This is a genomic window from Longimicrobium sp., assembly GCF_048594345.1.
Taxonomy (GTDB): domain Bacteria; phylum Gemmatimonadota; class Gemmatimonadetes; order Longimicrobiales; family Longimicrobiaceae; genus Longimicrobium.
The window spans coordinates 44,573-71,079 of record NZ_JBMDXM010000189.1; the positions used below are offsets into that span (position 1 = coordinate 44,573).

Here is a 26,507-nt window from a genome sequence, read left to right on the forward strand (position 1 = left end):
CGGCCCTCCCCCGCAAACTGCGCGGGGGAGGGAGGTGCAACGCACCTTGTCGAAGCGGGATCGACTTCTCCCCTCTCCGTGAGGAACGAACGGGGAGGGGCCGGGGGAGGGGCACCGCGTCGGGCGCCAGTGTGATTCCCTTCGCACCGCCGGGATCTCCGCCCCCCCCCCAACCCCCCCCAGGTTTTTTGGGGGGAGGTGGCGAGGTTTACGAGCCCGGAGGGGGCGCGCCCCTCGCGCTGCGCGGTCTGGAGCGCGATGAATCCTCCGCCCGTGCCCCCCGCTCTATCGCCCGGCATCCCCCATGCGTACTTTGGCCGCCCATGAAGTACGCCAGCGCCGAAGACCGGCTGAACCCCGTCGCCCCGCCCGGCGCGGACGAGACGACGCTGGGCGGATACATGGCCGTCCACGGCCGCGCCGCCGCCTTTGAGGCCGGCGACGGCGAGCCGTACACCGTGGGCATCGAGACCGACGCCACCGGCGACGACACACTGCCGTACGCCGGGTACCTGGTCTTTATCCGCTGGGCGCAGACGGGAAGCGCCATCATGGGCCACCTGTCCACCGACGACCTGGTGACCGCGGCCACCGAAGAAGGCGCCCGCGCCCTGCTGGAAGCGCTTCCCCTGCAGGACGTGCGCGCCCTGCTGGAAGAAACCATCGCACGCAGCCGCGCCCAGGCGGACGAGGGCTGACCCCCGCCGCCGCGCGCGACACCGCATCGACACACGCGACCGCACGTATGCTCAAGACCAGCCTGCTCCGCCTGAGCGAGAGCAACACGGCCAAGAAGGTCATTACCCGCGCGCCCATCTCGCGCAGCTTCGCCCAGCGCTTTGTGGCAGGCGACACGCTGGACGACGCCCTGCGCGCCGCCCGCGAGCTCAACGACCAGGGGCTCACGGTTTCCCTGGATTTTCTGGGCGAGTCCGTCAAGTCACGCGAGGAAGCCACGGAGGCCGCCGACATGGCGGTACAGATCATCGAGTCCATCGTGCGCGACGGGCTGGACGCCAACCTGTCCATCAAGCCCACGCAGCTGGGGCTGGACATCGACGAGGCGTTCTGCCGCGAGAACATCGAGCGCGTGCTGGGCCGCGCCCGCGAGCTGGGCGACGGGCAGGGCGAGATCTTCGTACGCCTGGACATGGAGAGCAGCGCCTACACCGAGCGCACCGTGGCTCTGGTCGAGGCGCTGTGGGCGGATGGATACCAGAACGTGGGCACGGTGCTGCAGTCCATGCTGCGCCGCGCCGACGACGACGTGGAGCGGATGCTGGCGCTGGGCGCCCGCGTGCGGCTGGTGAAGGGCGCGTACCAGGAGCCGGAGTCGGTGGCCTATCCCGACAAGGCCGACACCGACCGCGCCTACGTGGACCAGATGAAGCGGCTGCTGGAAAACGGCAACTACCCCGCCATCGCCACGCACGACGAAGCCATCATCGACGCGGCGCGGCGCTTTGTGTGGGAGCGCGGGATCGCCAAGGAATCGTTCGAGTTCCAGATGCTGTACGGCGTGCGCCGCGACCTGCAGACGCGCCTGCGCGAGGAGGGATACAACGTGCGCGTCTACGTTCCCTTCGGCGACTCGTGGTACCCCTACCTGATGCGCCGCCTGGCCGAGCGGCCGGCGAACATCGTCTTCATGGCGGGGAGCATCGCCCGCGAAGCCAAGGCGGACGGGCTGAAGAAGCCGGCGATGGTGGTGGGCGCGGGCGTGGTGGCGGGGATCGTGGCCACCCTCTTCCTGCGCCGCCGCAAGTAGCCGCCCGTGGCCGACATCCTCTACCGGCTCCTGCTGCCGGACCCGCGCACCCACCTGCTGGCCGTGGACATGGAGGTGGGCGGCGTGCACGACGCCGTCTCCCTGGTCATGCCCGCGTGGACGCCGGGCTCGTACCTGATGCGCGAGTTTGCCCGCAACGTGGTGCAGTTCGAGGCCATGGACGGCGCGGGCAACCCCGTTCCCTGGCAAAAGACCGACAAGGCCACCTGGCGGATCGGCGCCCCCGGCGACGGCACCCTGCGCGCGCGCTGGGTGGTCTACGCCGACGAGCTGACGGTGCGCACCTCGCACGTGGACGGCTCGCACGCGTCGGTCATCGGCACGAGCGTCTTCATGTACGTGGACGGGCGCCAGGGCGAGGCGGCGGAGGTGCAGGTGCACGCGCCGCAGGGGTGGCGGGTGACGACGTCGCTGGAGGCGGCGGGCGAGGGGCGGTACCGCGCGGCCAACTACGACGAGCTGGTGGATTCGCCGCTGGAGATCGGCGCGCACCAGCTGGTGCAGTGGCTGGTGAACGGCGTGCCGCACCAGTACGCCATCTGGGGCCGCGGCAACCCCGATCCCCGCAAGCTGGCGCAGGACACCACCCGCATCGTGCTGGCGGAGCGGGAGATTTTCGGCACGCTGCCGTACCCGCACTACACCTTCATCCTCCACCTGACCAACGGCGGCGGCGGCGGGCTGGAGCACCGCAACTGCACCTCTCTGCAGGCGGACCGCTGGAGCTTTCGGGGGACGCCGTACGAAAGCTTTCTGGGGCTGGCCGCGCACGAGCTCTTTCACGCGTGGAACGGCAAGCGAATCCGCCCCGCGGCGCTGGGCCCGTTTGACTACACGCGCGAAAACCACACGCGCGACCTGTGGGTGGTGGAGGGGATCACCACCTACTACACGGACCTCCTGCTGCGCCGCGCGGGGCTCATCACCCAGCAGCGCTACCTGGAAAAGCTGGCGGAGAGCATCTCGCGCTTTCAGACGCTCCCCGGCCGCGCCGTGCAGCCGCTGGCCGACGCGTCGTTCGACACCTGGATCAAGTTCTACCGGCCGGACGCCAATACGCCCAACGCCACCATCTCGTACTACCTTAAGGGCTCGCTGGTGGCGATGCTGCTGGACCTGACCCTCCGCGGCGGCACGGAGAACCGTCGCTCGCTGGACGACGTGCTGCGCGTGCTGTGGGAGCGCTACGGCGCGCGGGACGAGGGCTTCCCCGAAGGCGCGGTGGAGGCGGTGGCGGAGGAGGTCGCGGGATTCTCCCTGCGCGCCTTCTTCGACCACACGCTGCGCTCCACGGGCGAGCTGGACTACAATTCCGCGCTGGCCGCCGCGGGTCTCAGGCTGCTCCCCGCCCACATGGCCGGCCCGGCGACGGGTGCGCCGCCACGGCCGCCCGTGGCCGCGGAGGGCGCGCCACCCGCGGGGCGGAAGGGACCGCCGCCGGGGTGGCGTCCGCCCCCCCCGCCGCCGTTCGGCATGCCCGCGCCCCTGCCGGCGAACCGCGAGTCGCAGACCGGCCTTACGCTGCGCAACGAGGGCTCGCGGCTGGTGGTGGTGAACGTGCTGACGGGGATGGCGGGGTGGCACGCCGGCGTGAACGCGGGGGACGAGCTGGTGGCGCTGGACGGCTTCCGCATCGCGGGCACGGAGTGGCTGAACGCGCGGCTGCTGGAGTTCAAGCCCGGCGCGGAGGTGCAGCTCACCGTCTTTCGCCGCGACGAACTGATCACGCTGCTGCTGCGGGTGGACGTGGGGCTGCCCCAGCGCTGGGCGCTTCGCCCCTTGCCGGACGCCACGGAGCAGCAGCAGGCGGTGCTGGCGCAGTGGCTGCGGACGGTGGTTCCGGACGAGGCGGTGCAGGACCCCGGCCTGCCGCCGCCGCCGGGATGGGAGCCTTCTCCGGCGCCCGTGCCGGCCCGGGGTTGACGCCCGCGCCGGAAACGTATAGGTTCTCCCTTCTTCAAACGCGCTACGGCGCGGGCGAGGACCGGGGTTCGGGACGTGGCGCAGCCCGGTAGCGCACCTGAATGGGGTTCAGGGGGTCGCCGGTTCAAATCCGGCCGTCCCGACTAGGATAAGCGAAGGCCCTGCATCGTCTTGCGATGCAGGGCCTTTTCGCGTTTTCCACTTCCCGAAGTGGCTGAATGGGACGGAGCCGGCGGCTGGGAACGGCGTGGTGCCGGCCGCGGAGGGCGTGGGCTCTTCGCACCGTTGCCGGTATGCAGCCGGATCGCAGGGGTGCCGCGGGTGGAACGCAATGACGGGATCGCGCTGTAGCGTCGGCTCCTCCCCGGCATGCCGGTACCGCAGCCGTGACAGTCTCCCCCCGGCGGCCGCGGCGTTCGCACTGGCTCGCGAAATGCCCGCGGGTTGTCCACTCGCGATCTTCCGGATGGATGGGGGGAGGTGCGCTTTTCCCGCTCCGCAACCGAACATTCCCCATGGACGAGGCTGGAACCTGGCCGGCCGGTGGCGGTGAGACGGGCGCGCTGGTGCGCGCCACGGACTGGTCGCGCACGCCGCTGGGGCCCGTGGGGGAGTGGCCACCCGCGCTGCGCACCGTCGTGCAGACGGTGCTGGACCTGCCGTTCCCCGCCGTCGTGCTCTGGGGTCCGGAGCTGGTGCAGGTCTACAACGACGGGTACCGCGAGCTGATGGGGCGCAAGCACCCCGCGGGGTTGGGCCAGCCCACGCGCGCGTGCTGGCCGGAGGTGTGGCACATCAACGAGTCCATCTACCGCCGTGTGTGGGCAGGCGAGTCGCTGTCGCTGCAGGATGCGCTGTACCCCATCACCCGTTCGGGGACGCTGGAGGACGCCTGGTTCACCCTGTCGTACAGCCCGCTGCGCGACGGTGCGGGCGCCGTGGCGGGAGTGCTGGTGACGGTGGCCGAGACCACCGCGCGCGTGCTGGAGGCGCGGGAGCGGGAGCGGGCCGAGGCGGCGCGGCGTGCGAGCGAGACCCGGTACCGTGCGCTCGCCACCGCCAGCGCCGACGTCATCTACCGGATGAGCCCCGACTGGAGCGAGATGCGCCAGCTGGACGGGCGCGGGTTCCTGTCCGACACGGCGCAGCCCAGCGGCTCCTGGCTCGAGCGGTACATCCATCCGGACGACCGCGCGCGGGTGACGGCGGCCATCGAGCGGGCGGTGCGCGAAAAGACGGTCTTCGAGCTGGAGCACCGTGTGCTGCGCGCGGACGGCACGCTGGGCTGGACCTTCTCGCGCGCGGTGCCGCTGCTGGACGAGGCGGGTGAGGTGGCCGAGTGGGTGGGCGCGGCGAGCGACGTCACGGGACGAAAGGACGCCGAGGCGGCGCTGCGGGAGAGCGAGGCGCGCGCCTCGGCGCTTGTCACCGTGCTGCCGGGCTCGGCCGTGTTCATCGTGGACCCCGCGATGCGCTACCGGCTTGCCGAGGGCGAGGCGCTGCGGGATGCCGGCCTTTCGGGCGAGCAGTTCGTTGGGCGCACGCCCGAAGAGGTGCTTGGCCCCGGCTTCGCCGCGGAGTACGCGGCCAACTACCGCCGGGCGCTCGCCGGCCAACCGTTCGAGGCGGAGCACGCCGTGCGGGGGCGAACCTTCCTAACGCGCGGCACGCCCCTGCGCGATTCCGCGGGGGACGTGACGGCGGCGCTCATCGTGGCCGTGGACGTCACGGCGCAGCAGGCGGCGCGGGCGGCGCTGCGGGAGAGCGAAGCCAAGTACCGCACGCTCTTCGACGCAATCGACGAGGGGCTGGCCATCAGCGAGATGGTCTACGACGACGGGGGCGAGATCGTCGACATGATCTATCGCCAGGTGAATCGCGCCTTCGAGCGCCACGGCGGCGTTCATGACGTCGTCGGCCGTTCCATCTTCCAGGTCATCCCCGGCGTCGAGGACCACTGGCTCGACATCTACCGGCGGGTCGCCAAGACGGGGGAGCCCGAACGGGTTCAGAACCACCAGCGGGACGTCGATCGCTGGTTCGACGTCTACTTCTCGCGCATCGGGGCCAACGGGCGCTTCGTGGCGACCGTCTTCAACGACATCACCGAGCAAAAACGCGCGGAGACCGATCTGCGCGAGAGCCAGGCGCGCCACGCGTTTCTGCTCACGCTCTCCGATGCACTGCGGGCGGCGCCCGATGAGGCGTCGGTCAAGGAGCAGGCAGTCCGGAGGCTGGCCGAGCACCTGCGCCTGGACCGCTGCTGGATCAGCGAGGTGTTCGAGCAGCAGGGCACTTCCACCGTGGGCCCGGAGCATCGTCGCCCGGACCTTCCGCCGATGTCAGGCGTTGTCCGGCTGTCGGATTACGGCGAGACCATGCGGCAGCTCGCCACGCAGCCCATGGTCGTCGGGGACGCACCCGGCGATCCGCGCTTTTCGCCGTCCGAGAAGGAGCTGCTGGCAGGCCTGCACCTGCGAGCGCTTCTCGTGGCGCCGCTGCGCAAGGGGGAGAATCACGTGGTCTGGGCGCTCGCGGCAACCATGGCCACGCCGCGCGACTGGACGGACGGCGAGCGGGTGCTGCTGGAAGAGGTCGCCGAGCGGACGTGGAGCGCCATCGAGCGTGCCCGCGCCGAGGCCGCGCTGCGCGAGAGCCAGGAGCGGCAGGCCTTTCTGCTGAAGCTCAGTGACGCGCTGCGGCCGCTCGCGGACCCCCGCGCGGCGATGGCGGCCGCCTGCCGCCTTCTGGGCGAGGTGGTGGACGCCGACCGGACCAACTACGCCGAAGTGGAAGGCGAGGAGTACGTGGTGGCCCGGGAGCACCGGCGCGCGGGGCTTGCGAGCATGGCGGGACGCTACCCGATCACGAGCTTCCGCCCCGCCGAGCGCACGGCCTTCGAGGCCGGCCACACCGTCGCCGTCGCGGACATCCAGGCCGATCCCGCGATCCCGCCCGAACAGGCCGCGGCCTATGCCGCGCTGGGCGTGCGCGCCTTTGTCTCGGTGCCGCTGGTCAAGCAGGGCGGCCTGGTCGCCGTGCTGAGCGTGATCCGCTCCCGGCCCGGCGCCTTTACGCCAGCCCAGGTCGCGCTCATCGAGGAAACCGCCGACCGCACCTGGGCGGCGGTGGAGTGGTCCAGGACCGAGGCCCTGCGGCGGCACGCCGAAGAGCTGAACGTGTTTCTGGTCCGCTTTTCCGACGCCGTCCGCGGGCTGGCCGACCCGCGTGCCGTGGCCCAGGCCGCCTGCCGGCTCGTGGCCGAAAGGCTGGGCGTGGAGCGCGTGGACTGGGCGGAGGTCGACTGGGCCGCGCGCGAGTACGTGGTCGGCGCCTCGGTCCACGTACCGGGCGTGCCCGTCATCGAGGGGCGCTTTCCGGTCGATGCCTGGGAGCCGTTCACCTCGCTTCACGTGGCTGGCCGCCCGGTGGTAGTGAACGACACGCAGGCGGATGAACGCATCCCGCCCCCGATGAAGGAGGGATACGTTCAGATCGAGGTTGGCGCGGACCTGGCCGTGCCGGTGGTGGCGGGCGGAAGGCTGCGCTGCACGCTGGCCGCCAACCAGCGCCTCCCGCGCCGCTGGACCGAGGCGGAGGTCGAGCTGGTCCAGGGCATCGCCGGGCGGTGCTGGTCGGAGGTGGAGCGCGCCCGCGCCGAGGCGGCGCTGCGCGAGAGTGAGGAACGGTACCGCACGCTGTTCGAGACGATGACGCAGGGCTACGCGCTGAACGAGCTGGTGCGCGACGCCCGCGGACGCGTCGTCGACGTCCGTCTGCTGGAGCTCAATCCCGCGTTCGAGCGGCTGCTCGGCGTGCCCGTCGCCGCGGCTCGCGGCCGGACGGCGCGCGAGGTCGTGCCCCTGATGGAGGACTGGTGGTTCGAAACGTCGGAGCGGACCGTCCGCACCGGCGAACCGGTCCGCATGGAGCAGGAGCTCGCGGCGCTCGGCAAGTGGTACGAGGTCTCGCTGTACCCCGGCGCGGGCGACCGCTTTTCCGTCCTGTACGACGACATCACGGCGCGCAAGGCGGCCGAGCTGGCGCTGCGCGAGAGCGAGGCCAAGTACAGCGCCGCGTTCGACGCCATGGACGAGGGCTTCTGCATCATGGAGCTGGTCCGCGACGCGCGCGGCGAAGTCGTGGACCTGGCGTTCCGCGAGGCCAACCGCGCGTTTCCGCGGCACATCGGAGCGGCGGACGTGGCCGGGCGGACGGCCGGCGAGCTGCTGCCGGCGCTGCAATCGTCCTGGATCGAGACGTACACACGCGTCGCCCGCACCGGCAGGGCTGAGCGGGCGGAGAATTACCTGCGCGGCGTGGACCGCTGGTTCAGCGTGTACTTTTCGCGCGTGGGCGGCGAGGACAGCCGGTACGTCGCCGTGCTGGTCTCCGACATCACCGAGCGCAGGCGCGCCGAGGTGGCGCTGCGCGCCAGCGAGGCGCGGCAGGCGTTCCTGGTCCGCCTGGGCGATGCGCTGCGACCGCTTGACGACGCCGCCGCGATCCAGGGCGCGGCCGCGCGGCTGCTGGGCCAGCACCTGGGCGCCGACCGGGCCTCGTACGCCGAGGTCGAGGGAGAGCCCGGGGCGGAGATGGGCACCCTGCGCGGCCAGTACGTGCGCGAAGGGGGAGCGGCCGGCCCGGCCCCGGAGCCGTTTCCGGCGCGCTATGCGTACGCGCAGTTCGGCGAGCACGCGGTCACCAGCCGCCGCCGGGGCGAGGTGCTGGTCGTCGCCGACGTCGATGCCGACCCGACCTTTGATCCGGTGGCGCGGGCCGCCTGGGCGGCGGGTGGGGTACGCGCGGCCGTCGTGGTGCCGCTGGTCAAGGCGGGCCGCTTTGTGGCCGAGCTCGGCGTGCAGGCGCAGAGCGCGCGCGCGTGGACCCCCGAAGAGGTGTCTCTTGTCGCGGAGGTGGCCGAGCGCACGTGGGCGGCGGTGGAGCGCGCCCGCGCCGAGGCGGCGCTGCGGGAGAGCGAGGAACGGCAGGCGTTCCTGCTCGAGCTTTCCGATGCGCTGCGGGTGGAACCGGACAAAGACGCCGTGGCGGACCGCTCGATCCGGATGCTGATCGAGCACATGCGGCTGGACCGGAGCTACATCGTGTCCTACCGGCCGGAGGATGACCGCGCCTGGCTGGTGCACCAGCGCGGCAACGATACGGTGCCGCCTCTGCCGGACGTGTTCATCCTGTCCGACTATCCCGCCGCCTTCCGGGCCGTCTTCGACCAGACGTTCGTGGTCGAGGACGAGCTGAAGCGGCAGGGGCTGTCCGAGGCGGAGCGGCGCAACAGCGGGCGGCTGGGGATGCGCGCGATGGTGGCGGCCACACTGCCGAAGGGCGAGGGCACGCCGCTCTGGTCCATGGTCGCGGTTTCTTCGCGCCCCCGGCGCTGGACGCGGGGCGAGATCGCGCTCATCGAGGAAGCCACCGAGCGCACGTGGACCGCGATGGAACGCGCCCGCGCCGAGACGGCGCTGCGCGAGAGCGAGGCGCGCGCCATGGCGCTCGTCGCCACGCTCCCCAGGTCGGCGGCGTTCATCGTCGACCACGAGCTGCGCTACCGGCTGGCGGAGGGCGAGGCGCTGCGCGACGCCGGCTTTACCCCCGGGCAGTTCGTGGGGCGGACCGTCGAGGAGGTGCTGGGCCCCGCGATGGCCGCGGACTACGCGCCGGGCTACCGCCAGGTGCTCGGCGGCGGAACGTTCGAGGCGGAGCACGACGCGCACGGGCGCACGTTCCTCACACGCGGAACGCCGCTGCGGGATGCGGCGGGGCGCGTGACGGCCGCCCTCTTCATCTCCGTCGACGTGACGGCGCGCAAGGCCGCCGAGGCGGCGCTGCGCGAGAGCGAAGGAAAGTACCGCACGCTCTTTGAGACGATGGGCCAGGGGTACTGCGAACTGGAGCTGGTGCGGGACCCCGCGGGCCGCGCCGTGGACCAGCGGTACCTCAACTTCAACTTCGCCTTCGAGCGCATCTTCGGCATTCCCGTGGCGCAGGCCAAAGGCCGCCTGGCGAGCGAGGTGTTTCCCGGGCTGGAGCCGTGGTGGCACCAGGCGTTCGACCGGGCCGCGCGATCGGGCGCGCCGGAGCGGCTTGAGCACGAGATGGTGTCGCTGGGCCGCTGGTTCGAGGTGCAGGTCTACCCGCGCGGCGGCGACCGGCTGATGGTGCTGTTCGACGACATCACGGCGCGAAAGACCGCCGAAACCGCGCTGCGGGAGCTGAACGAGGCGCTGGAGCGGCGGGTGGAAGCGCGCACGGCCGAGCTGGTCCGCGCCGACCAGGCACGGCGGCAGGTGCTGCGGCAGCTGGTCACGGCCGGGGAGAATGAGCGCCGGCGCGTCTCGCGCGAGCTGCACGATTCGCTGGGGCAGCTGGTTACCGGGCTGCTGCTGGGCCTCAAGGCGCTGCCGCGCGCCGCGGACGGGGAGCAGGCGCGCATCGAGGACCTGGAGCGGCTGGCGGACCGCATTGCCCGCGAGATGCAGCACATGGCCGTGCAGCTGCGGCCGCCGGCGCTGGACAACCTGGGGCTGCGGCTGGCGCTGCAGGCGCACCTGGAGGAGTGGAGCCACCGCTACGGCATCGAGTGCGACTTTCACGCGGTGGGGCTGGACGGGGAGCGCTTCGCCGCCGAGGTGGAAACCACGCTGTACCGCGTGGTGCAGGAGGGACTGAACAACGTGGTCAAGCACGCCGGCGCCACGCGCGCCAGCCTGGTGCTGGAACGGCGGCAGGGGATGGTGGGCGCCATTCTGGAAGACGACGGACGCGGCTTCGAGGTGGAGGCCACGCTCGCCTCGCCGGAAAAGTCGCGGCGGCTGGGGCTGCGGGGGATGCGCGAGCGCGTGGCACTGGTGGGCGGGGAGCTGGAGATCGAAAGCGCCGAGGGCGCGGGCACCACCCTGTACGTCCGCATCCCCCTGCCCGCGGAGGGCGAGGAGGAGGGGCATGGGGATGGGACGACGGAATCATGACGGACGGGGCCATCCGCGTTCGTCCATGCGATCCCGGCCTGACCCCGGGGACAAGGAGAAGGATTGTGCCAGCTTCCCTATCCGAGACAGAACAGGCTGAGTTTACGATGACCAGCGTTCGCGAGCGCACCACCATCTATCCGGCGATGTTCCCTTCCTTGCTGACGCCTCTCGCGAGGCACGCGGGTAACGGGGAGGAGGGACGATGAGCGTGCTGCGCGTGGTGCTGGCCGACGATCACGAGGTCGTTCGCGCGGGGCTGCGGACGCTGGTGGACTCCGCGGCCGGGATGCAGGTGGTGGGCGAGGCCGGCGACGGGCAGCAGGCGGTGGCGCGGGCGCGCGAGCTGGCTCCCGACATCGTGGTGATGGACGTGTCCATGCCCGGCATGGACGGCGCCGAGGCCACCGAGCGCATCGCGCGCGAGCTTCCCGGCGTGCGGGTGATCGCGCTGACGGCCCACGACGACCGCGCGCACCTGACGCGCCTGCTGCAGGCGGGGGCGGCCGGCTACGTGCTCAAGCGCGCGGCGGCCGACGAGCTGGTGCGGGCCATCCGCACGGTGGGTGGAGGGGGCACCTACGTGGACCCGGTACTGGCCGGAACGCTGCTGCGCGGCACCGCCAAGCCGTTCGGGCCCGACCGGACGCGTTCCCGAGACGCGCTCAGCGACCGCGAGGAAGAGGTGCTGCGCTGCATTGCGTGGGGGGAGAGCAACAAGGAGATCGCCGCGAAGCTGGGCATCAGCACCAAGACGGTGGAAACCTACAAGGCCCGGATCACCGACAAGCTGGGCCTCCGCAGCCGGACCGAGATGGTCCGCTACGCCGTGCAGCAAGGCTGGCTCTCCGACGGCTGATACGTGATCCGGGGAAACCACCCGTGATTCCGAGGGAGCGCCCGCGTCGACCTCTCGGGAACGCCCTGGAGCCAGTCGCGCGGACCGAAGAATCTCCCTCCCCTCGCGCGGGCCCCTTTCCGGGCATCGCCCGGGAACCCCTTCCCAGGGCTGGGCCTCGCGCGACCCGACAAAGATCCTTCGGTCGCGCGCAAGCTTTTATGGTTATGAGAGTTGCGGGCGTGCGCTCCCTCAGGATGACAGCGGATGACAGTGGGCCCCCGTAGAAAACGGGTGCGGTGCTGGCAAACTCTGCCTCACATTCGGAATCCGGGAAACACCTGTCATTCTGAGGGAAGCGCCCGCATCGAACCCTCGGGAACGCCACGGATCCAGCGGCGCGACCGAAGAATCTCCTTCCCTCGCGCGGGCCCCTTTCCGGGCAACGCCCGGGAGCCCCTTCCCGGGGGCTGGGCCTCGCGCGACCCGACAAAGATCCTTCGGTCGCGCGCAAGTTTCTGTAGTAAAGCAAGTTACGGGCGTGCGCTCCCTCAGGATGACAGTGGGGCCCCGTGAAGAACGGGTGCGGTTTTGGCAAACCTCTGCCTCACATTCGGAATCCGGGGAAGCACCTGTCATTCTGAGTCTGAGGAAAGCGCCCGCGTCGAACCCTCGGGAACGCCATGAAGTCAGTGGCGCGACCGAAGAATCTCCCTCCCCTCGCGCGGAACCTCTTTCCGGGCAACGCCCGGGAGCCCCTTCCCGGGGGCTGGGCTTGGCACGACCCGACAAAGATCCTTCGGTCGCGCGTAAACTTGTGTGGTAAAGCAAGTTACGGGCGTGCGCTCCCTCAGGATGACAGCGGGGCCTGGTAGGAACAGGTGAGGATTGGCGACATCCTCCCAGGCTCGGCCCTTGGACGCCGGCACGCGCGGTGTTCTGAAGTCGGGATGAGGGAAAGTGTCGGGGAAATCCCTGACATCCTTCGGTTGTTCCCGATTCCCGGAACCGCGCCCGGCCCGCTAGCATGGACCCATGCAAGCGCACCGGGGTCCCACCCGACCCGTTCCAGGTCCCGCCGTGCCGGCAGAAGCCGATGATCATCCCGCCACGCCGCGGGTGGCGCACCTGTCCAGCTGGGTGCTGGATGACATGCTCGAACGCGCGGAGCGCAGGGGTCGGGCCATCCACGCGCGCGGCGAGTGGATTGCGGCACGCCGGCGCGAGCTGCGGGAGCGCAGGGACCGGCTGCGCGACGAAATCGGCCCGGGGGCCGGCGGGGTGGATGGGCATGACCCCGGCGCCCCCCCCGCAGCGGTCGCTCCCTTGGTCCCCGCCAGCCCGCCTCCCGGCCCGTCCGCCGCCATTCTCAAGGATCTGGCCGACCGCGTGGATGCGCTGCTGGGGATCGTGCGCGGTCCGGAACGTCGGGCCCAACGTGCTGACGGGCTGATCGAGATCGTCTCCAGTCCGGAGTTCGGTGAGGTCTGGGACGATGCTCCCCGGCCGGCACCCGCCATGGAGGCGGCCGCGGCGCTCTGAATCCGTCCGCCGGGGCTCCCCCGTGCCGCCAGCGAGATGGCGGGATGCCATCCGACACCTCTACTCGGTGGCGCCGTGCTCATCCCGCCGATACGCCGGATGCGCCCGCTCTCGTCACGGCTGAATCCCGACTCGAACACATTCTTGTTGCCCGGCGGGCTTCCCGGCTTCCAACTCCGGCCGCGGCAGGGTCCGTGCGGCGCACGCCGGCGGTGCCGGTGCGCGTTCCAGGAACCGGCACACCTCCGCCAGCACGGTTCTGGGGCTGGCCGGCTTGGCCAGAAACCCGTCACAGCCAGCCTGCCGCGCATGGGCGCGGTCGGCCCCCAGCACGTGCGCCGTGAGCGCGATCACGAGGATATGGCGGGTGTCCGCGGCGCCCTTGAGGACACGCGTGGCGCGCCAGCCGTCCATGAGCGGCAGGGCCGCGTCCATCAGGATCAGGTCCGGCAGCAGCGCCCGGGCACGTTCCACCGCCTCGACCCCGGTGCGCGCCTCGATTACCTCGAAGCCGCCGTGCTCCAGGATGGTTCGGTAGATGTGCAGGCTGTCCTCGTCGTCGTCCGTCAGCAGGATCCGCCGTCGGCGTTCGGTCACGGGGTGACCTGCGCGAACCGTCTGATCCGGGCTTCCACCGTGTGCGGATCGCACGGCTTTTCGAGGATGTCGTCGCACAGATCTCCCATCCGTTCCCGGTCGGCCCCCGCCGCGCAGCCGGTCACCACGATGATGCGGGGGCGCGCCGGCCCCGCGTAGCGGCGAAGCCATTCGGCCGTCTCGATCCCGCTCACCGCCGGCATCGCCAGGTCCAGAAGCACCACGTCGGGGAGTTCGCGGCAGCTCTGGACGATGGCTTCTCCCCCGTGCCCGGCCTGGAGCACACGGTAGCCGCATTCGCTCAGGAACGCGGAGTACCCCAGCCGCGTCGGTGCGTGGTCATCGACCACCAGAACGGTCTTTCCGAGCATCTACGAGATCCTGTGCGTGCGGGAAGGGGTACGGTGCGACATGGTGGGGGGGGGTTGGTGACAACCCATTGTACGGCAGGGACTTGAAGTTGGCCTCGCGCGCGCCGCGGCGGTATCGGGAACGAACGAGGAGGCGTAGGGAAACTCCCCGACACACGGACAGGGAGCACGGGCGTGGTCGGGAACGGCCCGCGACGCGGTCCCCGTCCGCCCGGCGCGGCGACCACTTCTCGATGCCGTCCCGACGGGGACAAGCGAAGGCCCAGCATCGTCTTGCGATGCAGGGCCTTCACTGTGTCAGGTAGAGGGAGTGGGACAGGTTGATTTCATCCCAAATCCGCACATACACTCATTATTCCCAACTGCAGGTTCTCACGCAGAGGGAGCAGAGGAAGCAGAGAAAAAGGGGATTTATCAGGCAGTTCTCTGCTTCCTCTGTTTCCTCTGCGTGCCAAATCTTTTGCGGATTCGGTATCAGCATCAGATCAGCCCTCGTCTGCGGCGGACGCACGGATCGCGCGGGAGATCGCCGCCCCCACCACCTCCACGTTCCCCTTTTTCCACATGGTGTGGTGCATACCGGGAACGCGCACCAGCCGGAACGGAGCGCCCCCCGGCAGGTCCCGCCAGCCCAGGCGCGGGTCGCCCTTCGCATCCGCCTCGTCGCAGGTGAAGAGGTGGACGGGGAACGGGAGCGGCCCGGGGACGTACTCCACGTTGCTGCGTTTGAGGAGGGCGATCCGGCTCTCCACCTGCTCGGCGCGGGCCAGGGTAACCGTTTCGGGAAGGAGCCGCCGCGCCTTGCACGCGGCGAAGAACCCCGGCAGGCCCAGCCCCTCGGTTTCTTCCTTGAGCGCCCGGAGCGCTTCGGGCGTCGCCGGGGCCACGCCGCCGTCCCGGGCCAGCAGATCCAGCACCGTGAACTGCCGCGCCCGCGGCGAATCCCGGCCCGTCAGGATGGCCGGGTGAGAGGTGTCCAGCAGCCCCAGGAACTGCACCGCCCGCCCCGTCCTGACCAGCCGTTCCGCCATCGCGTAGGCAAACACCCCGCCCGCCGACCACCCCACCAGGCGATACGGCCCCTCCGGCTGCACCTCCGTCATCATCCGCACCAGCCGGGTCACCATGTCGTCCATGGAGCCCAGTTCCTCCGTGTCGCCGAGCGGCCCGGGGAGGGCGTACATGGGGATTTCGGCATCCAGGTGCGGACGGAGGAGTTGCCCGTAGAACACGATGCCCACCGCGTCGTGCACCACGAACAGGGGGCGCTCGGAGCCGGTTTCCCGGACCGGGATGGCGCGGGTGCCAAACCACGTGGCGTCCCCCCGCAGCCGCGCCGCAAGCCCGTAGAGCGTGGGGTGCGCGAACACGTCCTCCACCGTCGCCGCGGGGTTCACCGCCTCGCGCGCCCGGCTCACCAGCCGCACAGCGAGCAGCGAGTTGCCGCCCAGATCGAAAAAGTGGTCGCGCCGGCCCACCCGCTGCACCCCCAGCACCTCGGTCCAGATCTCCGCCAGCACCTGCTCCGTGGTGGTGCGCGGCGGCTCATGGCCGCGGCGCGCGAACGCCGCGCCGTCCGGCGCAGGGAGCGCGCGGCGGTCCAGCTTGCCGTTGGCCGTGAGCGGCAGCGCCTGCATCCGCACGTACGCCGCCGGCACCATGTACGCCGGCAGACGGGCTTCGAGGTGCGCCCTGAGCGCGTCGGCCGAGGCCTCGGCCACGACGTAGGCGACCAGCCACTTCTTTCCCGGAGCGTCTTCGCGCGCCAGCACCACCGCTTCCCGCACACCGGCGTGCTCCAGCAGCCGCGCCTCGATCTCCCCCGGCTCGATGCGGAAGCCGCGGATCTTGACCTGCGTGTCCACGCGGCCCAGAAACTCGAGAACAGCAGTGCGTAAGTGCGGGAGTGCGTCCGTGCGGGAGTCCGCGGGGACAGAATCCACTTCCGCACTCACGCACTCACGCGCTTCCGCACTCTCCCGCCAGCGCACCCGGTCGCCGGTGCGGTACAGCCGCGCGCCAGGGAGATACGGGTCGGCCACGAACTTCTCCGCCGTCAGCTCCGGACGGTTCAGGTAGCCCAGCGCCAGGCCCGCGCCCCCCGTGTACAGCTCGCCGGGCACACCGATCGGCACCGGCTGCATCGCCGCGTCCAGCACGCGCACGTACGTGTTCGCGATCGGCCGGCCAATGGGGATGCCGGCCCCCGGCGGCGCCTGGGTAATGGGGTGGCAGCTGGTGAAGGTGGTGTTCTCCGTGGGCCCGTAGCTGTTGATGAGCGTCGTCTCCGGCAGCTCCGCCAGCGCCCGGCGCGCGTGGGCGACGGAAAGCACCTCGCCACCGGGGATGAGCTGGCGCACGCCGCGAAGGATCTCGATGCGCTCCTCCACCACCAGGTGAAAGAGGGCTGTCGTCAGCCAGAAGATGGTGACGCCGTGCTCCGCCAGCGCCCGCCCGACCGTCTCTACGGAGATCTGCCCGGCGGGATGGATGGCGAGGCGCGCGCCGTTCAGCAGCGGCCCCCACAGCTCCAGCGTGGCCGCGTCGAACGAGGCGGGCGCCAGCTGCAGAAACACGTCGGAAGGGTCGATGGATACGTAGTCCTGCCCGCGCACCAGGCGCACGATGGCCCGGTGCGGCACCTCGACACCCTTGGGGCGGCCGGTGGAGCCGGAGGTGTACATCACGTACGCCGGCGCTTCCGGGTCCGTCCCCGCAACGAACGAGTCGGACCATTCCGCCGCGATCGCCGCCGCGTCCGCGTCCACCCGCACGATCCGCGCGGCGTGGGGCGGCAGGCGGTCCACCCGCCGCGACTCCGTCACCAGCACGGAGACGGCGGTGTCGGCCAGCATGAAGGCCAGCCGCTCCGCCGGGTACGCCGGGTCCAGCGGCACGTACGCGCCGCCCGCCTTGAGCACGGACAGCGTGGCAACGACCATCTCCGGCCCGCGCTCCAGGCACACGCCCACGCGCATCCCCGCGGCCACGCCGGCGCGGCGCAGGTGGTGGGCAAGGCGGTTGGCGCGGCCGTCCAGCTCCGCGTACGTCATCCGCCCGCCGTCCCACGCCAGCGCCACGGCGTCCGGTGACGACGCGGCGGCCTGCGCAAAGAGCACATCCACCGTGGCGCGGGGGAACTCGGGCGCGGCGCCTTCGCCCAGCGCGAGCAGCCGGGCGCGCTCCGCCTCGTTCAGCAGTTCCAGACGGTGTACAGGCCGGCGGTCGTCCGCGGCCATCTCCTCCAGCACCCGCCGCAGGTAGCCTGCGTACCGCTCCACCGTGGCCCGGTCAAAGAGCGCGGTGGCGTACGCCAGGTGTCCGGCGATCCGTCCGCCGTCCTCCCGGAGCGTCAGCGACAGGTCGACCTTCGCGCTCACCGGCGACGAGGAGCCCGCGGAGGCCGACGGGTCCAGCGGACCGACCGCCAGCCCCGGCAGCTCCGGGCTTTCTTCCGGCGCGTTCTGCCAGGTGAACATCACCTGAAAGAGCGGGGCGTGCGCCAGGCTGCGCGTGGGATGGACGCGCTCCACCACCTGCTCGAAGGGGATGTCCTGATAACGCTGCGCCTCTAGCGCGAGCGCCCTGACCCGGTTCAGCAGCCCGGCCGCCGTGGGCGCGCCGGAAAGGTCCACGCGCAGCGGCAGCGTGTTGACGAAAAAGCCGATCAAACCCTCGATCGCGCGCCGCCCGCGGTTTGCGCTCGGTGTGCCGATCACCACGTCGTCCTGGCCGGAAAGCCGGGCAAGCACGACGGCCCAGCCGGCGAGCAGCGTCATGAACAGCGTGGTGCCGTGACGCTGCGACAGCGTTCGGAGCGCCGCGGCAAGCGCGTCGTCCAGCTCCACCTTCACCAGCGCACCGGCAAAGTCCTGCCTTGCCGGGCGCGGGTGATCCGTCGGCAGCTCCAGCAGCTCCGGCGCGCCGGCCAGCGTCCGGGTCCAGTACTCGGCCTGGGCTTCCAGGACGGGCCCTTCTACCCAGCGGCGGTGCCACGCGGCGTAGTCGGCGTACTGCACCGGCAGTTTGGGCAGGCTGGCCTCGCGGCCTTCGCGCTGTGCGGCGTAGAGCGCGGAGAGCTCGCGGTACAGCACGCCCATCGACCAGCCGTCGGAGACGATGTGGTGCATCGTCAGCAGCAGCACGTGGTCGTCCGCCGCCATGCGGATCAGCCGCCCGCGGAACAGCGGGCCATGCGCCAGGTCAAAGGGCGCGCTCGCCTCGTCCTGCGCCAGGCGGCGCAGCGCGTCCTCCGCGTCCGCCTGGGCGCGGAGGTCGTGCTCCACCAGCTGGAACCCGCTCTCCCCGACCGGTGCGATGTGCTGGACCGGCTCGCCATCCACCGCGGGGAAGGTCGTCCGCAGCGCCTCGTGCCGCGCGACGATACGGTCCAGCGACCGCACCAGCGCGCCACGGTCCAGGTCGCCCCGCAGCCGCAGGCGCATGGGGATGTGGTAGGCCGCGCCCACGCCCTGCATCTGCTCGATGAACCACAGGCGCTGCTGCGCGAACGACAGCGCGAGCGGGCCGGAGCGCTCCACCTGCGCGATCTCCGTTGCCTCGGCACTCGCGGCGGTTTCCAACCGGCGCGCAAAATCCGCCAGCACGGGCCGCTCGAACAGGTCGCGCGGCGAGGCTTCCACGCCCAGCACCTGCCGCACGCGCGAGACGACGCGCACCGCGAACAGCGAGTGTCCGCCCAGCGCGAAGAAGTCGTCCCCGCGGCCCACCCGCCCGGCACCCAGCACCTCGACCCAGATCGCGGCCGCCGCCTGCTCGGTTTCGCCCACCGGAGCCTCGTACGCGTGGGCCGCATAGGCGTCATGCTCAGGAGCCGGGAGCGCCCGGCGGTCGGTCTTGCCGTTGGGTGTCCGTGGGTACTCAGCCATCCACACGTACGCCGACGGCACCATGTACTCCGGAAGGCGCTCGGCGAGGTGCGACTTCAGCGCGTCCACGGCGACCGGCTCGTCCGCCAGGTAGTACGCCACCAGCCGCCGGTCGCCGGGCGCGTCCTCGCGGACGAGCACGACCGGGGCGCGGACGCCCGGGTGCTCCGCCAGCCGCGCCTCGATTTCGCCCGGTTCGATGCGATAGCCGCGAACCTTCACCTGGAAATCGGTGCGGCCCAGGTACTCGAGTGCGAAAGTGCGAGAGTGCGAAAGCGCGAAAGTGGATGCGTCCTCACACAAAACCGCGTCGCCCGTCGACTCTCGCACTTCCTTCCATCGCACGAGGTCCATCACCCGGTACATCCGCATTCCCGGCGCGCCGAACGGGCAGGGGACAAAGCGCTCCGCCGTCATCGCGGGGTGGTTCGCGTAGCCGCGCGACAGGCCGTCGCCGGCAAGATAAAGCTCGCCGGCTACACCGATCGGCACGGGATGCAGGTGCGCGTCCAGGACGTACGCCCGCGTGTTCGCCACCGGCGTGCCCACCAGCACCTGCTCCGCGCCGCGTGGAACCAGCGAGTACGTCGAGTAGGTGGTGTCTTCCGTAGGCCCGTACAGGTTGCCGACCTTGTCCACCGTACCCAGCGCGTACAGCCCCTGCGCCAGCGCGTTCGGCAGCGCCTCGCCGCCCAGGTTTAGCGTCTTTACGCTTGCCGGGATGCCGCCGCTGCGCAGCAGTTCCGCCGCCGCGCTGGGCACCATGCTGGCGTAGACCACCTCTTCGCCGAGCGTCGCCAGCTCCAGCGCGTTCTCGGCGATCACCAGCTTGCCGCCCCACGCGAGTGTGCCGAAGACCTCGGCGATGCTGACGTCGAAGTTGATCGACGTCGAGAACAGCACCGACGAGCGCTCCTCGTCCGTGACGTTCTCCCGCAGCCAGTGCAGCAGGACCACGGTCGAGGCGTGGCGGATCATCACACCCTTGGGCCGGCCCGTAGACCCGGAGGTGAAGATGACGTGCGACAGGTTTTCGGAAACCACGCCGCTCTCCGACGCGGCGGCGGACTCCGCCGCGATCGCGTCGCGCTCCACGTCGAGCAGCAGCAGCCCGGGCGCGTTCTGGGGCAGACGATCCGCGAGGGCCAAGTCGGTGATGACGAGGGCAACCTCGGCATCCTCGAGCATGTAGCCCAGCCGCTCGCGCGGGTACGCCGGGTCCAATGGGACATAGGCGCCGCCCGCCTTCAGCACGCCCAGCATTGCGGCCACCAGCTCCGGCGTGCGAGGGAGGCAGATGCCCACGCGGGTTTCCGGCCGAACCCCGCGGCGCCGCAGGTGGTTCGCCAGCCGGTTGGCCGCGTCGTCCAGCGCGGCGTAGGTGAGCGATTCCCCCTCGAAGCGCACGGCCACCGCCTCCGGCGTGCGCGCCGCCTGCGCCTCGAACAGTTCGTGGATGCAGGAACCCGCGGGGTACTCCGCGTCGGTGCGGTTCCACGCCTCCACCACCACGCGGCGCTCCGCCTCGGGCAGCACGTCGATGCTCCCGATCGCCCACCCGGGCGTGGCCTCCAGCGCCTCCACCAGACGCTCCAGCGCCGTGTGCATCATCCGGCACACCCGCTCCGCATCCGCCGGCACCGCCACCTGCGCCACCAGCGAGAACGCATCCCCCCGGTCGTCCACCGCGAGCGTCACGGGGTAGTTGGTCCGCTCCTGCGCGCGAATGCTCCGCACGCCCTCCTCCGCCTGCCGCGAGCGCGTCGTCCCGCCGCCGTGGCGATAGTTCAGCAGCGAGGTGAACAGCGGCGCGGGGGCCGCTACGCCGCTGCTGCGCTGCGCCAGCGCCAGTGAGGCGTGCTCGTGCCGCAGCAGGTCCGCCAGCAGCGCGTGTGTACGCCGCACCGCCGCCTCGGCCCCTTCCTCGCCCACGCCGATCCGAACCGGCAGCGTGTTGATGAGCGGCCCCATCACCCGGTCTGCCCCTTCCCCGCCCTGCATGCGGCCGAAGAGCAGCGTCCCGAAGACCACGTCCTCTCGCCCGCTAAGCCGCGCCAGCACCTGCGCCCACGCCAGGTGGCACAGGCTGGCCGCGCTTACCCCCAGCGCCCGCGCCCGGCGCCGCAGCCGTGCGCCGACGTCGTGGGCGACTGGAAGCCGCGCCTCCGCGATCCCACGCCCCTCCCCCCACACGTTCAGCAGCCCGAACGGCGCCGTCGGCTCGTCGACGTCCCCCAGCATTCCGCGGAAGAACCGCTCGTGCTCTTCCCGGCTTACCCCCAGGCGCGCCTGCGCCATGTAATTGCGGAAGGGGAGCGGCGCCGGCAGCTCTGACTCCCGGCCCAGCAGGTGCGCCGAGATCTCCTCCCGCAGCACCTCCAGAGATTCGTGGTCGCTCGCCAGGTGGTGCGTGAGCATCAGCAGCAGCCAACGGCCGCTCGCACGGTCCTCGCCGATCGACGCATGCAGCAGCGGCGCTCGATTCAGGTCCATTCGGTACCGCCGAGGATCGTGGCGCCGCCACAGCTGCCCGGCCGCATCCTCTGCATCCGCATCCAGTTCCACCTCCCGCACCGGCAGCGGCGCGTTCCGCAGGACGACCTGCACCGGCTCGCGCAACCCCTCCCAGGCCACGGCGGTACGCAGGATGTCGTGGCGATCGATCACCGCCTGCAGGGCCGCCAGGTACTGCTCCAGGCGCGCGCGGGTGTCGAGCTCCGTCACCATCGACATCACGTAGGGATCCCCCTCCCGCGACAGCAGATGGTGGAACAGAATCCCTTCCTGCAGCGGGGCCAGCGGGTAGATGTCCTGCACGTTGGCCGCGCCGCCCGGCACCCCCGCGACGATGCGGTCGATCTCCGCCTGGCTCAGCTCCACCAGCGGCAGCATCTCCGGCGTGATGGACCCGCACCCCTCCGCGATTCCGTTCGCGGGGATCTCCACTTCCAAGGACGCTCCGCCCACCGCCAGTGCCAGCTCGGCCAGCACCGGCGTGGTGAACAGGGCCCGCACGTCCGCGTGCAGCCCCGCGCTCCGCATCCGCCCGATCAGCTTGATCGCCAGCAGCGAGTGCCCGCCCAGCTCAAAGAAGTGGTCCCACCGCCCCACCCGCTCCAGGCCCAGCACCTCGCCCCAGGTCTCCGCCAGCGCCGTCTCGATCTCCCCCAGTGGTGCCTCGTAGCTACGCCGTGCCGCGTACGCATCCCCCTCCGGCGCGGGCAGCGCCTTGCGGTCCAGCTTGCCGTTCGCCGTCAGCGGCAACGCGTCCAGCGGGACGAACGCGGCCGGCACCATGTACTCCGGCAGCTCCCGGCGCAGGTGCTCGCGCAGCACGCCCGCGTCCACGTTGCCCACCACGTACGCCACCAGCCGCTGCTCGCCCCCATCCGCGCGCGCCAGGACCACCACTTCGCGCACGTCCGCGTGCTCGGCCAGCCGCGTCTCGATCTCGCCGAGCTCGATGCGGAACCCGCGTACCTTCACCTGGAAGTCCAGGCGCCCCAGGTACTCGATAGCGCCGTCCGCCCGCCACCGCGCCCGGTCGCCCGTGCGGTAGAGGCGCGCGCCAGGCTCCGCCGAGAACGGATCGGGGATGAAGCGCTCCGCCGTCATCGCCGCGCGGCCCTGGTAGCCGCGCGCCACCTGCACGCCGCCGATGTACAGCTCGCCCGGTACGCCCACGGGGAGAGGCTGGAGCGCGGCGTCCAGTACGTACAACTGCGTGTTCCACACCGGCCGGCCGATCGGCACCACGTCGGCCGCTTCGTCGCGCGGGCAGGCCCAGCAGCTCACGTCCACGGCCGCTTCCGTCGGGCCGTACAGGTTGGTGAGCTCCACGGGGCCAGCGAACCGGTCGTAGAAGCGCCGCACCAGTGCCGGCGGCAGTGCCTCGCCGCTGCAGATCACGTGGCGGAGCGGCGCGCAGCGCGCCGAATCTACCGTGTCCACGAACGGCTGGAGCATGGAGGGGACAAAGTGCAGTGTCGTCACCCCCTCGCGCTCCATCACCTCCTGCAGGTACGCGGGGTCGCGGTGGCCGTCCGGCCGTGCCATCACCAGCCGCGCGCCCTGCCTCAGCGGCCAGAAGAACTCCCACACCGACACGTCGAAGGAGAACGGCGTCTTCTGCAGCACCACGTCGTCCGCGCCGATGCCGAACTGCGCCTGCATCCACACCAGCCGGTTCACCACGCCCCGGTGCGCGTTCATCACCCCCTTGGGGCGGCCGGTGGAGCCGGAGGTATAGATGACGTACGCCACGTTCGACGGCGTCACGGCAGACACAGGGTTTTCCGCGCTCTCCCCCGCGATCGCATCCCACCCCTCATCCACCTCCAGCGCCGGCACTTTGGAGGCGGGGAGGATGTCGCGCAGCCGCTCCTGGGTGAGCAGCACGGCCACGTCCGCATCCTCCAGCATGTACGCCAGCCGATCGGCGGGGAGGCCCGGATCCAGCGGCACGTAGGCGCCCCCGGCCTTGAGCACGGCCAGAAGGGAGATGACCATCTCCAGGCTGCGCTCCATCAGCACGCCCACGCGCACCTCCGGGCCTACACCCAGGCCGCGCAGGTGGTGAGCGAGCTGGTTCGCGCGGGCGTTCAGCTCCGCATAGGTGAGCGACGCGTCCTCGAAGCGCACGGCCACCGTCTCCGGCGTGCGGGCGACCTGGGCCTCGAACAACTCGTGGATGCACAGGTCCGCCGGAACCCCGGCTTCGGTCTGGTTCCACGCCTCCACGACCTGCAGCCGCTCGGCCGAGTCCAGGAGCGGGAGCTCATCCACCGGGCGGTCGGGATTTCGCACCAGCCCCGCCAGGAGCACGTGGAAGTGATCGACCATGCGGAGGATGGTGTCGCGCGCATAGAGATCGGTGCTGTACTCCCACACCATCACCACCTCATCCGCCTTTTCCGCCACCCCCTGCTCCGCCCGCGGGATCACCACCACCTGCAGGTCGAACTTGGCCGAGCCGTTCCCCTGCGCCTCCTCCACCTCCACGTCCACCCCGCCGAACCGAAGCTCCGGCATGGGCGCGTTGTGAAAGGAAAAGAGGACCTGGCAGATGGGGAGCGTGCCCGTGCCGCGCTCCGGCTGAAGGCGCCGGACCACCCGCTCGAAGGGGACCTCCTGGTGCGCGTACGCGTCCAGCGTGGTCTCGCGCACGCGCCGCAGGTGCTCGCGCACGGTGGGGTAGCCGTCCAGGTCGGCCCGCAGCGCCACCGTGTTCACGATCATCCCGATCACCCCCTCGAACGCCTTGTGCCCCCGGTTCCCCACCGCGCTCCCCACGCAGAAGTCCCGCTGCCCGGAGTAGCGGGCCAGGAGCGCCTGGTAGGCGGCCAGCAGGGTGACGAAGAGGGTGACGCCGTGCTGCCGGCTGAAGGCGCGCGCCTCCGCCGCCAGCGCCGGGTCAAGCCGGACGCGCTCCGCCGCGCCGCGAAAGCGGATGACGGAAGGTCGTGGAAAGTCGGTGGGGAGCTCCAGCACCGGCACCCCGGCCAGCCGCCGCTCCCAGAAGCCGAGCTTGGCCTCCGCCGCCTCGGTTTCCATCCACCGGCGCTGCCACGCCGCATAGTCGGCAAACTGCAGCCCCGGCTCGGGGAGCGGAGAATGCTCGCCGCGGGCGAACGCCAGGTAGAGCGCGCGCAGCTCGTGGAGAAAGACCCCGAACGACCAGCCGTCGTGCACAAAGTGGTGCTCCACCATCAGCAGCACGTGCTCCCTGGGCGAGCGCCGGAGCAGGCTCCACCGCACCAGGGGAAGGCGGGCCGCGTTGAAGGGGCGCAGGAACTCCTCGCGCACGCACTCGGCGAACTCCACCTCGTCCGCCACCTCGCGCACCGCAAGCGCCACCCGCCAGGGGGCGTGGATCCGCTGCGCCGGCGCGCCGTCCTCCACGGGAAAGGTGGTTCGGAAGATCTCGTGGCGGCGCACGATCTCGGCGAGGCTCCGCTCCAGCGCGTCCACGTCCAGCGCCCCACTCAGCCGCAGGATGGCCTGGGCGCGATAGGCCATCTGCCCCGGCGCGAACTGCTCCAGGAACCCGATCGCCTCCTGCGCCACCGACACGGGGATCGCCCCTTCGCGGGGAGCGCGCTCCGGAGCGGGGACGCCCGCCTTGGAGCCGCCGCCCGCCGCGTCCAGCAGTTCCGCCACCTCCTGGACGCTCCCCGAGCGGAGAAGAACGTGGGGCGGCACCTCCACCCCGAACGCGTCGGTGACGCGAGACAGGACGCTCATCGCCCGCAGCGAGTGCCCGCCCAGCTCCAGGAAGGGACGGTCGACGGGGACGCCCTCCATCCCCAGCACCTCGCCCCAGATCCGCGCCAGCGCGTGCTCGGTGGCGGTCCGGGGCGGCGTCCCCTCCGCCGCGGCGAAGGAATGGGGGCGGGGGAGGCGCGCGCGATCCACCTTTCCGCCGGGCGAGAGCGGGAGCGCCGCAAGGCGAACGAAACCCGAGGGGAGCATGAACGGGGGAAGGCGCTCCGCCAGCCACGCGCGCAGCTCCGCGTCGGAGGGCGCGGCGGGGCCCGGAACCACGTGCGCCGCCAGGGTCAGCAGTCCGTCGCCCGCCTGGTACGCGGCCACCGCCGCCGCGGCCACGCCGGGGTGGGCGAGGAGGACGCCCTCCACCTCGTCAAGCTCCACCCGGTGCCCGCGCACCTTTACCTGCCGGTCCGTGCGGCCCAGGTACTCCAGGCGCCCGTCCTCCCGCGCCCGCGCCAGGTCGCCCGTCCGGTACATCCGCGCCCCGGGCACGCCGGCGAACGGGTCGGGGACAAAGCGTTCGGCCGTGGCCGCGGGGCGCCCGTGGTAGCCGCGCGCCACCCCGCCGCCTCCCGCGCACAGCTCCCCCGCCTCGCCGGGCGTCACGATCCGCCCGTCCTCCGCCACCACGTACGCCCGCACCCCCGGCAGCGCCCGGCCGATGGTGACGGCCTCGCCCGCCGCGCAGTCGCCCATCGTCACGCACACCGTGGCCTCGGTGGGGCCGTAGGCGTTGACGAAGCGGCGCCCCGCCCCCCAGCGCTCCACCAGCGCCGCGCCGCACGCCTCCCCCGCCACCGCCAGCACCCGCAGAGCCGGGAGCTCCGCGGGCGGAAGGGCGGCAAGGACGGAGGGGGGAAGGGTAACGTGGGTGACCCCGCGCTCGCGCAGGAGCGCCGCGAAGCCGGGCCCGGGAAGGAGCTCCTCCTGCCGCGCCAGGACCAGGGCGGCGCCCGCCGCGAACGCTTGCCCCATCTCCGCCACCGACGCGTCGAAGCTGGCCGGCGCGAACTGCAGGACGCGGCTGTCCGGGCCCACGGCCAGCAGCGCGGCCTGCGCGCGCGCCAGGGCCGCCAGGCCGCCGTGCGCCACCATCACCCCCTTGGGGCGTCCGGTGGTGCCGGAGGTGTAGATCAGGTAGGCCAGGCTTCCGGCCTCCACCGCCACGCCGGGCGAGGTCGCGGGAAGACGGGCGGCCTCGGCCTCCGCCTCGTCGACGAGGACGACCCGCCAGGGCCCGGCCGGGAAGCCCGGGACCAGCCCGGCGCGGGTGAGGAGGAGCGGTGCCGCCGAATCGGCGAG

At 71.6% G+C, this 26,507-nt stretch carries 9 protein-coding genes and 1 tRNA gene; 7 read left to right on the forward strand and 3 right to left on the reverse strand.

Annotated elements, in window-relative coordinates; all coding sequences use genetic code 11:
* The first annotated feature begins 323 nt into the window (after positions 1-323).
* The 7 genes from ACOJUJ_RS20925 to ACOJUJ_RS20955 all read left to right on the forward strand — a co-directional run bounded on the left by ACOJUJ_RS20925 (position 324) and on the right by ACOJUJ_RS20955 (position 13,078).
* Positions 324-698: a hypothetical protein gene (locus tag ACOJUJ_RS20925; protein WP_420128855.1), complete on the forward strand. Its 375-nt coding sequence runs from the start codon at positions 324-326 to the stop codon at positions 696-698.
* Between the two features lie 47 nt (positions 699-745).
* The gene (locus ACOJUJ_RS20930; protein WP_420128856.1) at positions 746-1,768 is read left to right on the forward strand and encodes a proline dehydrogenase family protein; all 1,023 of its coding nucleotides are present in this window, start codon (positions 746-748) and stop codon (positions 1,766-1,768) included.
* Positions 1,769-1,774: 6 nt separating this feature from the next.
* Positions 1,775-3,712: a M61 family metallopeptidase gene (locus tag ACOJUJ_RS20935; protein WP_420128857.1), complete on the forward strand. Its 1,938-nt coding sequence runs from the start codon at positions 1,775-1,777 to the stop codon at positions 3,710-3,712.
* Positions 3,713-3,781: 69 nt separating this feature from the next.
* Positions 3,782-3,855: transfer RNA gene (locus tag ACOJUJ_RS20940), tRNA-Pro, on the forward strand.
* A gap of 372 nt (positions 3,856-4,227) precedes the next feature.
* Positions 4,228-10,698: a PAS domain-containing protein gene (locus ACOJUJ_RS20945; protein WP_420128858.1), complete on the forward strand. Its 6,471-nt coding sequence runs from the start codon at positions 4,228-4,230 to the stop codon at positions 10,696-10,698.
* Between the two features lie 205 nt (positions 10,699-10,903).
* The gene (locus ACOJUJ_RS20950; protein ID WP_420128859.1) at positions 10,904-11,557 is read left to right on the forward strand and encodes a response regulator; all 654 of its coding nucleotides are present in this window, start codon (positions 10,904-10,906) and stop codon (positions 11,555-11,557) included.
* A gap of 1,059 nt (positions 11,558-12,616) precedes the next feature.
* Entirely contained in the window at positions 12,617-13,078 is a 462-nt protein-coding gene (locus tag ACOJUJ_RS20955; protein WP_420128860.1) for a hypothetical protein, read from the forward strand.
* 114 nt (positions 13,079-13,192) lie between these two features.
* Here the strand turns inward: ACOJUJ_RS20955 and ACOJUJ_RS20960 are convergent, their stop codons facing one another.
* The 3 genes from ACOJUJ_RS20960 to ACOJUJ_RS20970 form a co-directional block, all read right to left on the reverse strand.
* Entirely contained in the window at positions 13,193-13,675 is a 483-nt protein-coding gene (locus ACOJUJ_RS20960; RefSeq protein WP_420128861.1) for a response regulator, read from the reverse strand.
* Positions 13,672-14,046 (reverse strand): response regulator, encoded by a 375-nt coding sequence (locus tag ACOJUJ_RS20965; RefSeq protein ID WP_420128862.1) that lies wholly within the window; start codon positions 14,044-14,046, stop codon positions 13,672-13,674. Before ACOJUJ_RS20965 ends, ACOJUJ_RS20960 begins: the two co-directional genes overlap by 4 nt.
* Before the next feature lie 485 nt (positions 14,047-14,531).
* Positions 14,532-26,507: amino acid adenylation domain-containing protein (locus tag ACOJUJ_RS20970; protein WP_420128863.1), on the reverse strand; the 11,976-nt coding region annotated here is incomplete at its 5' end.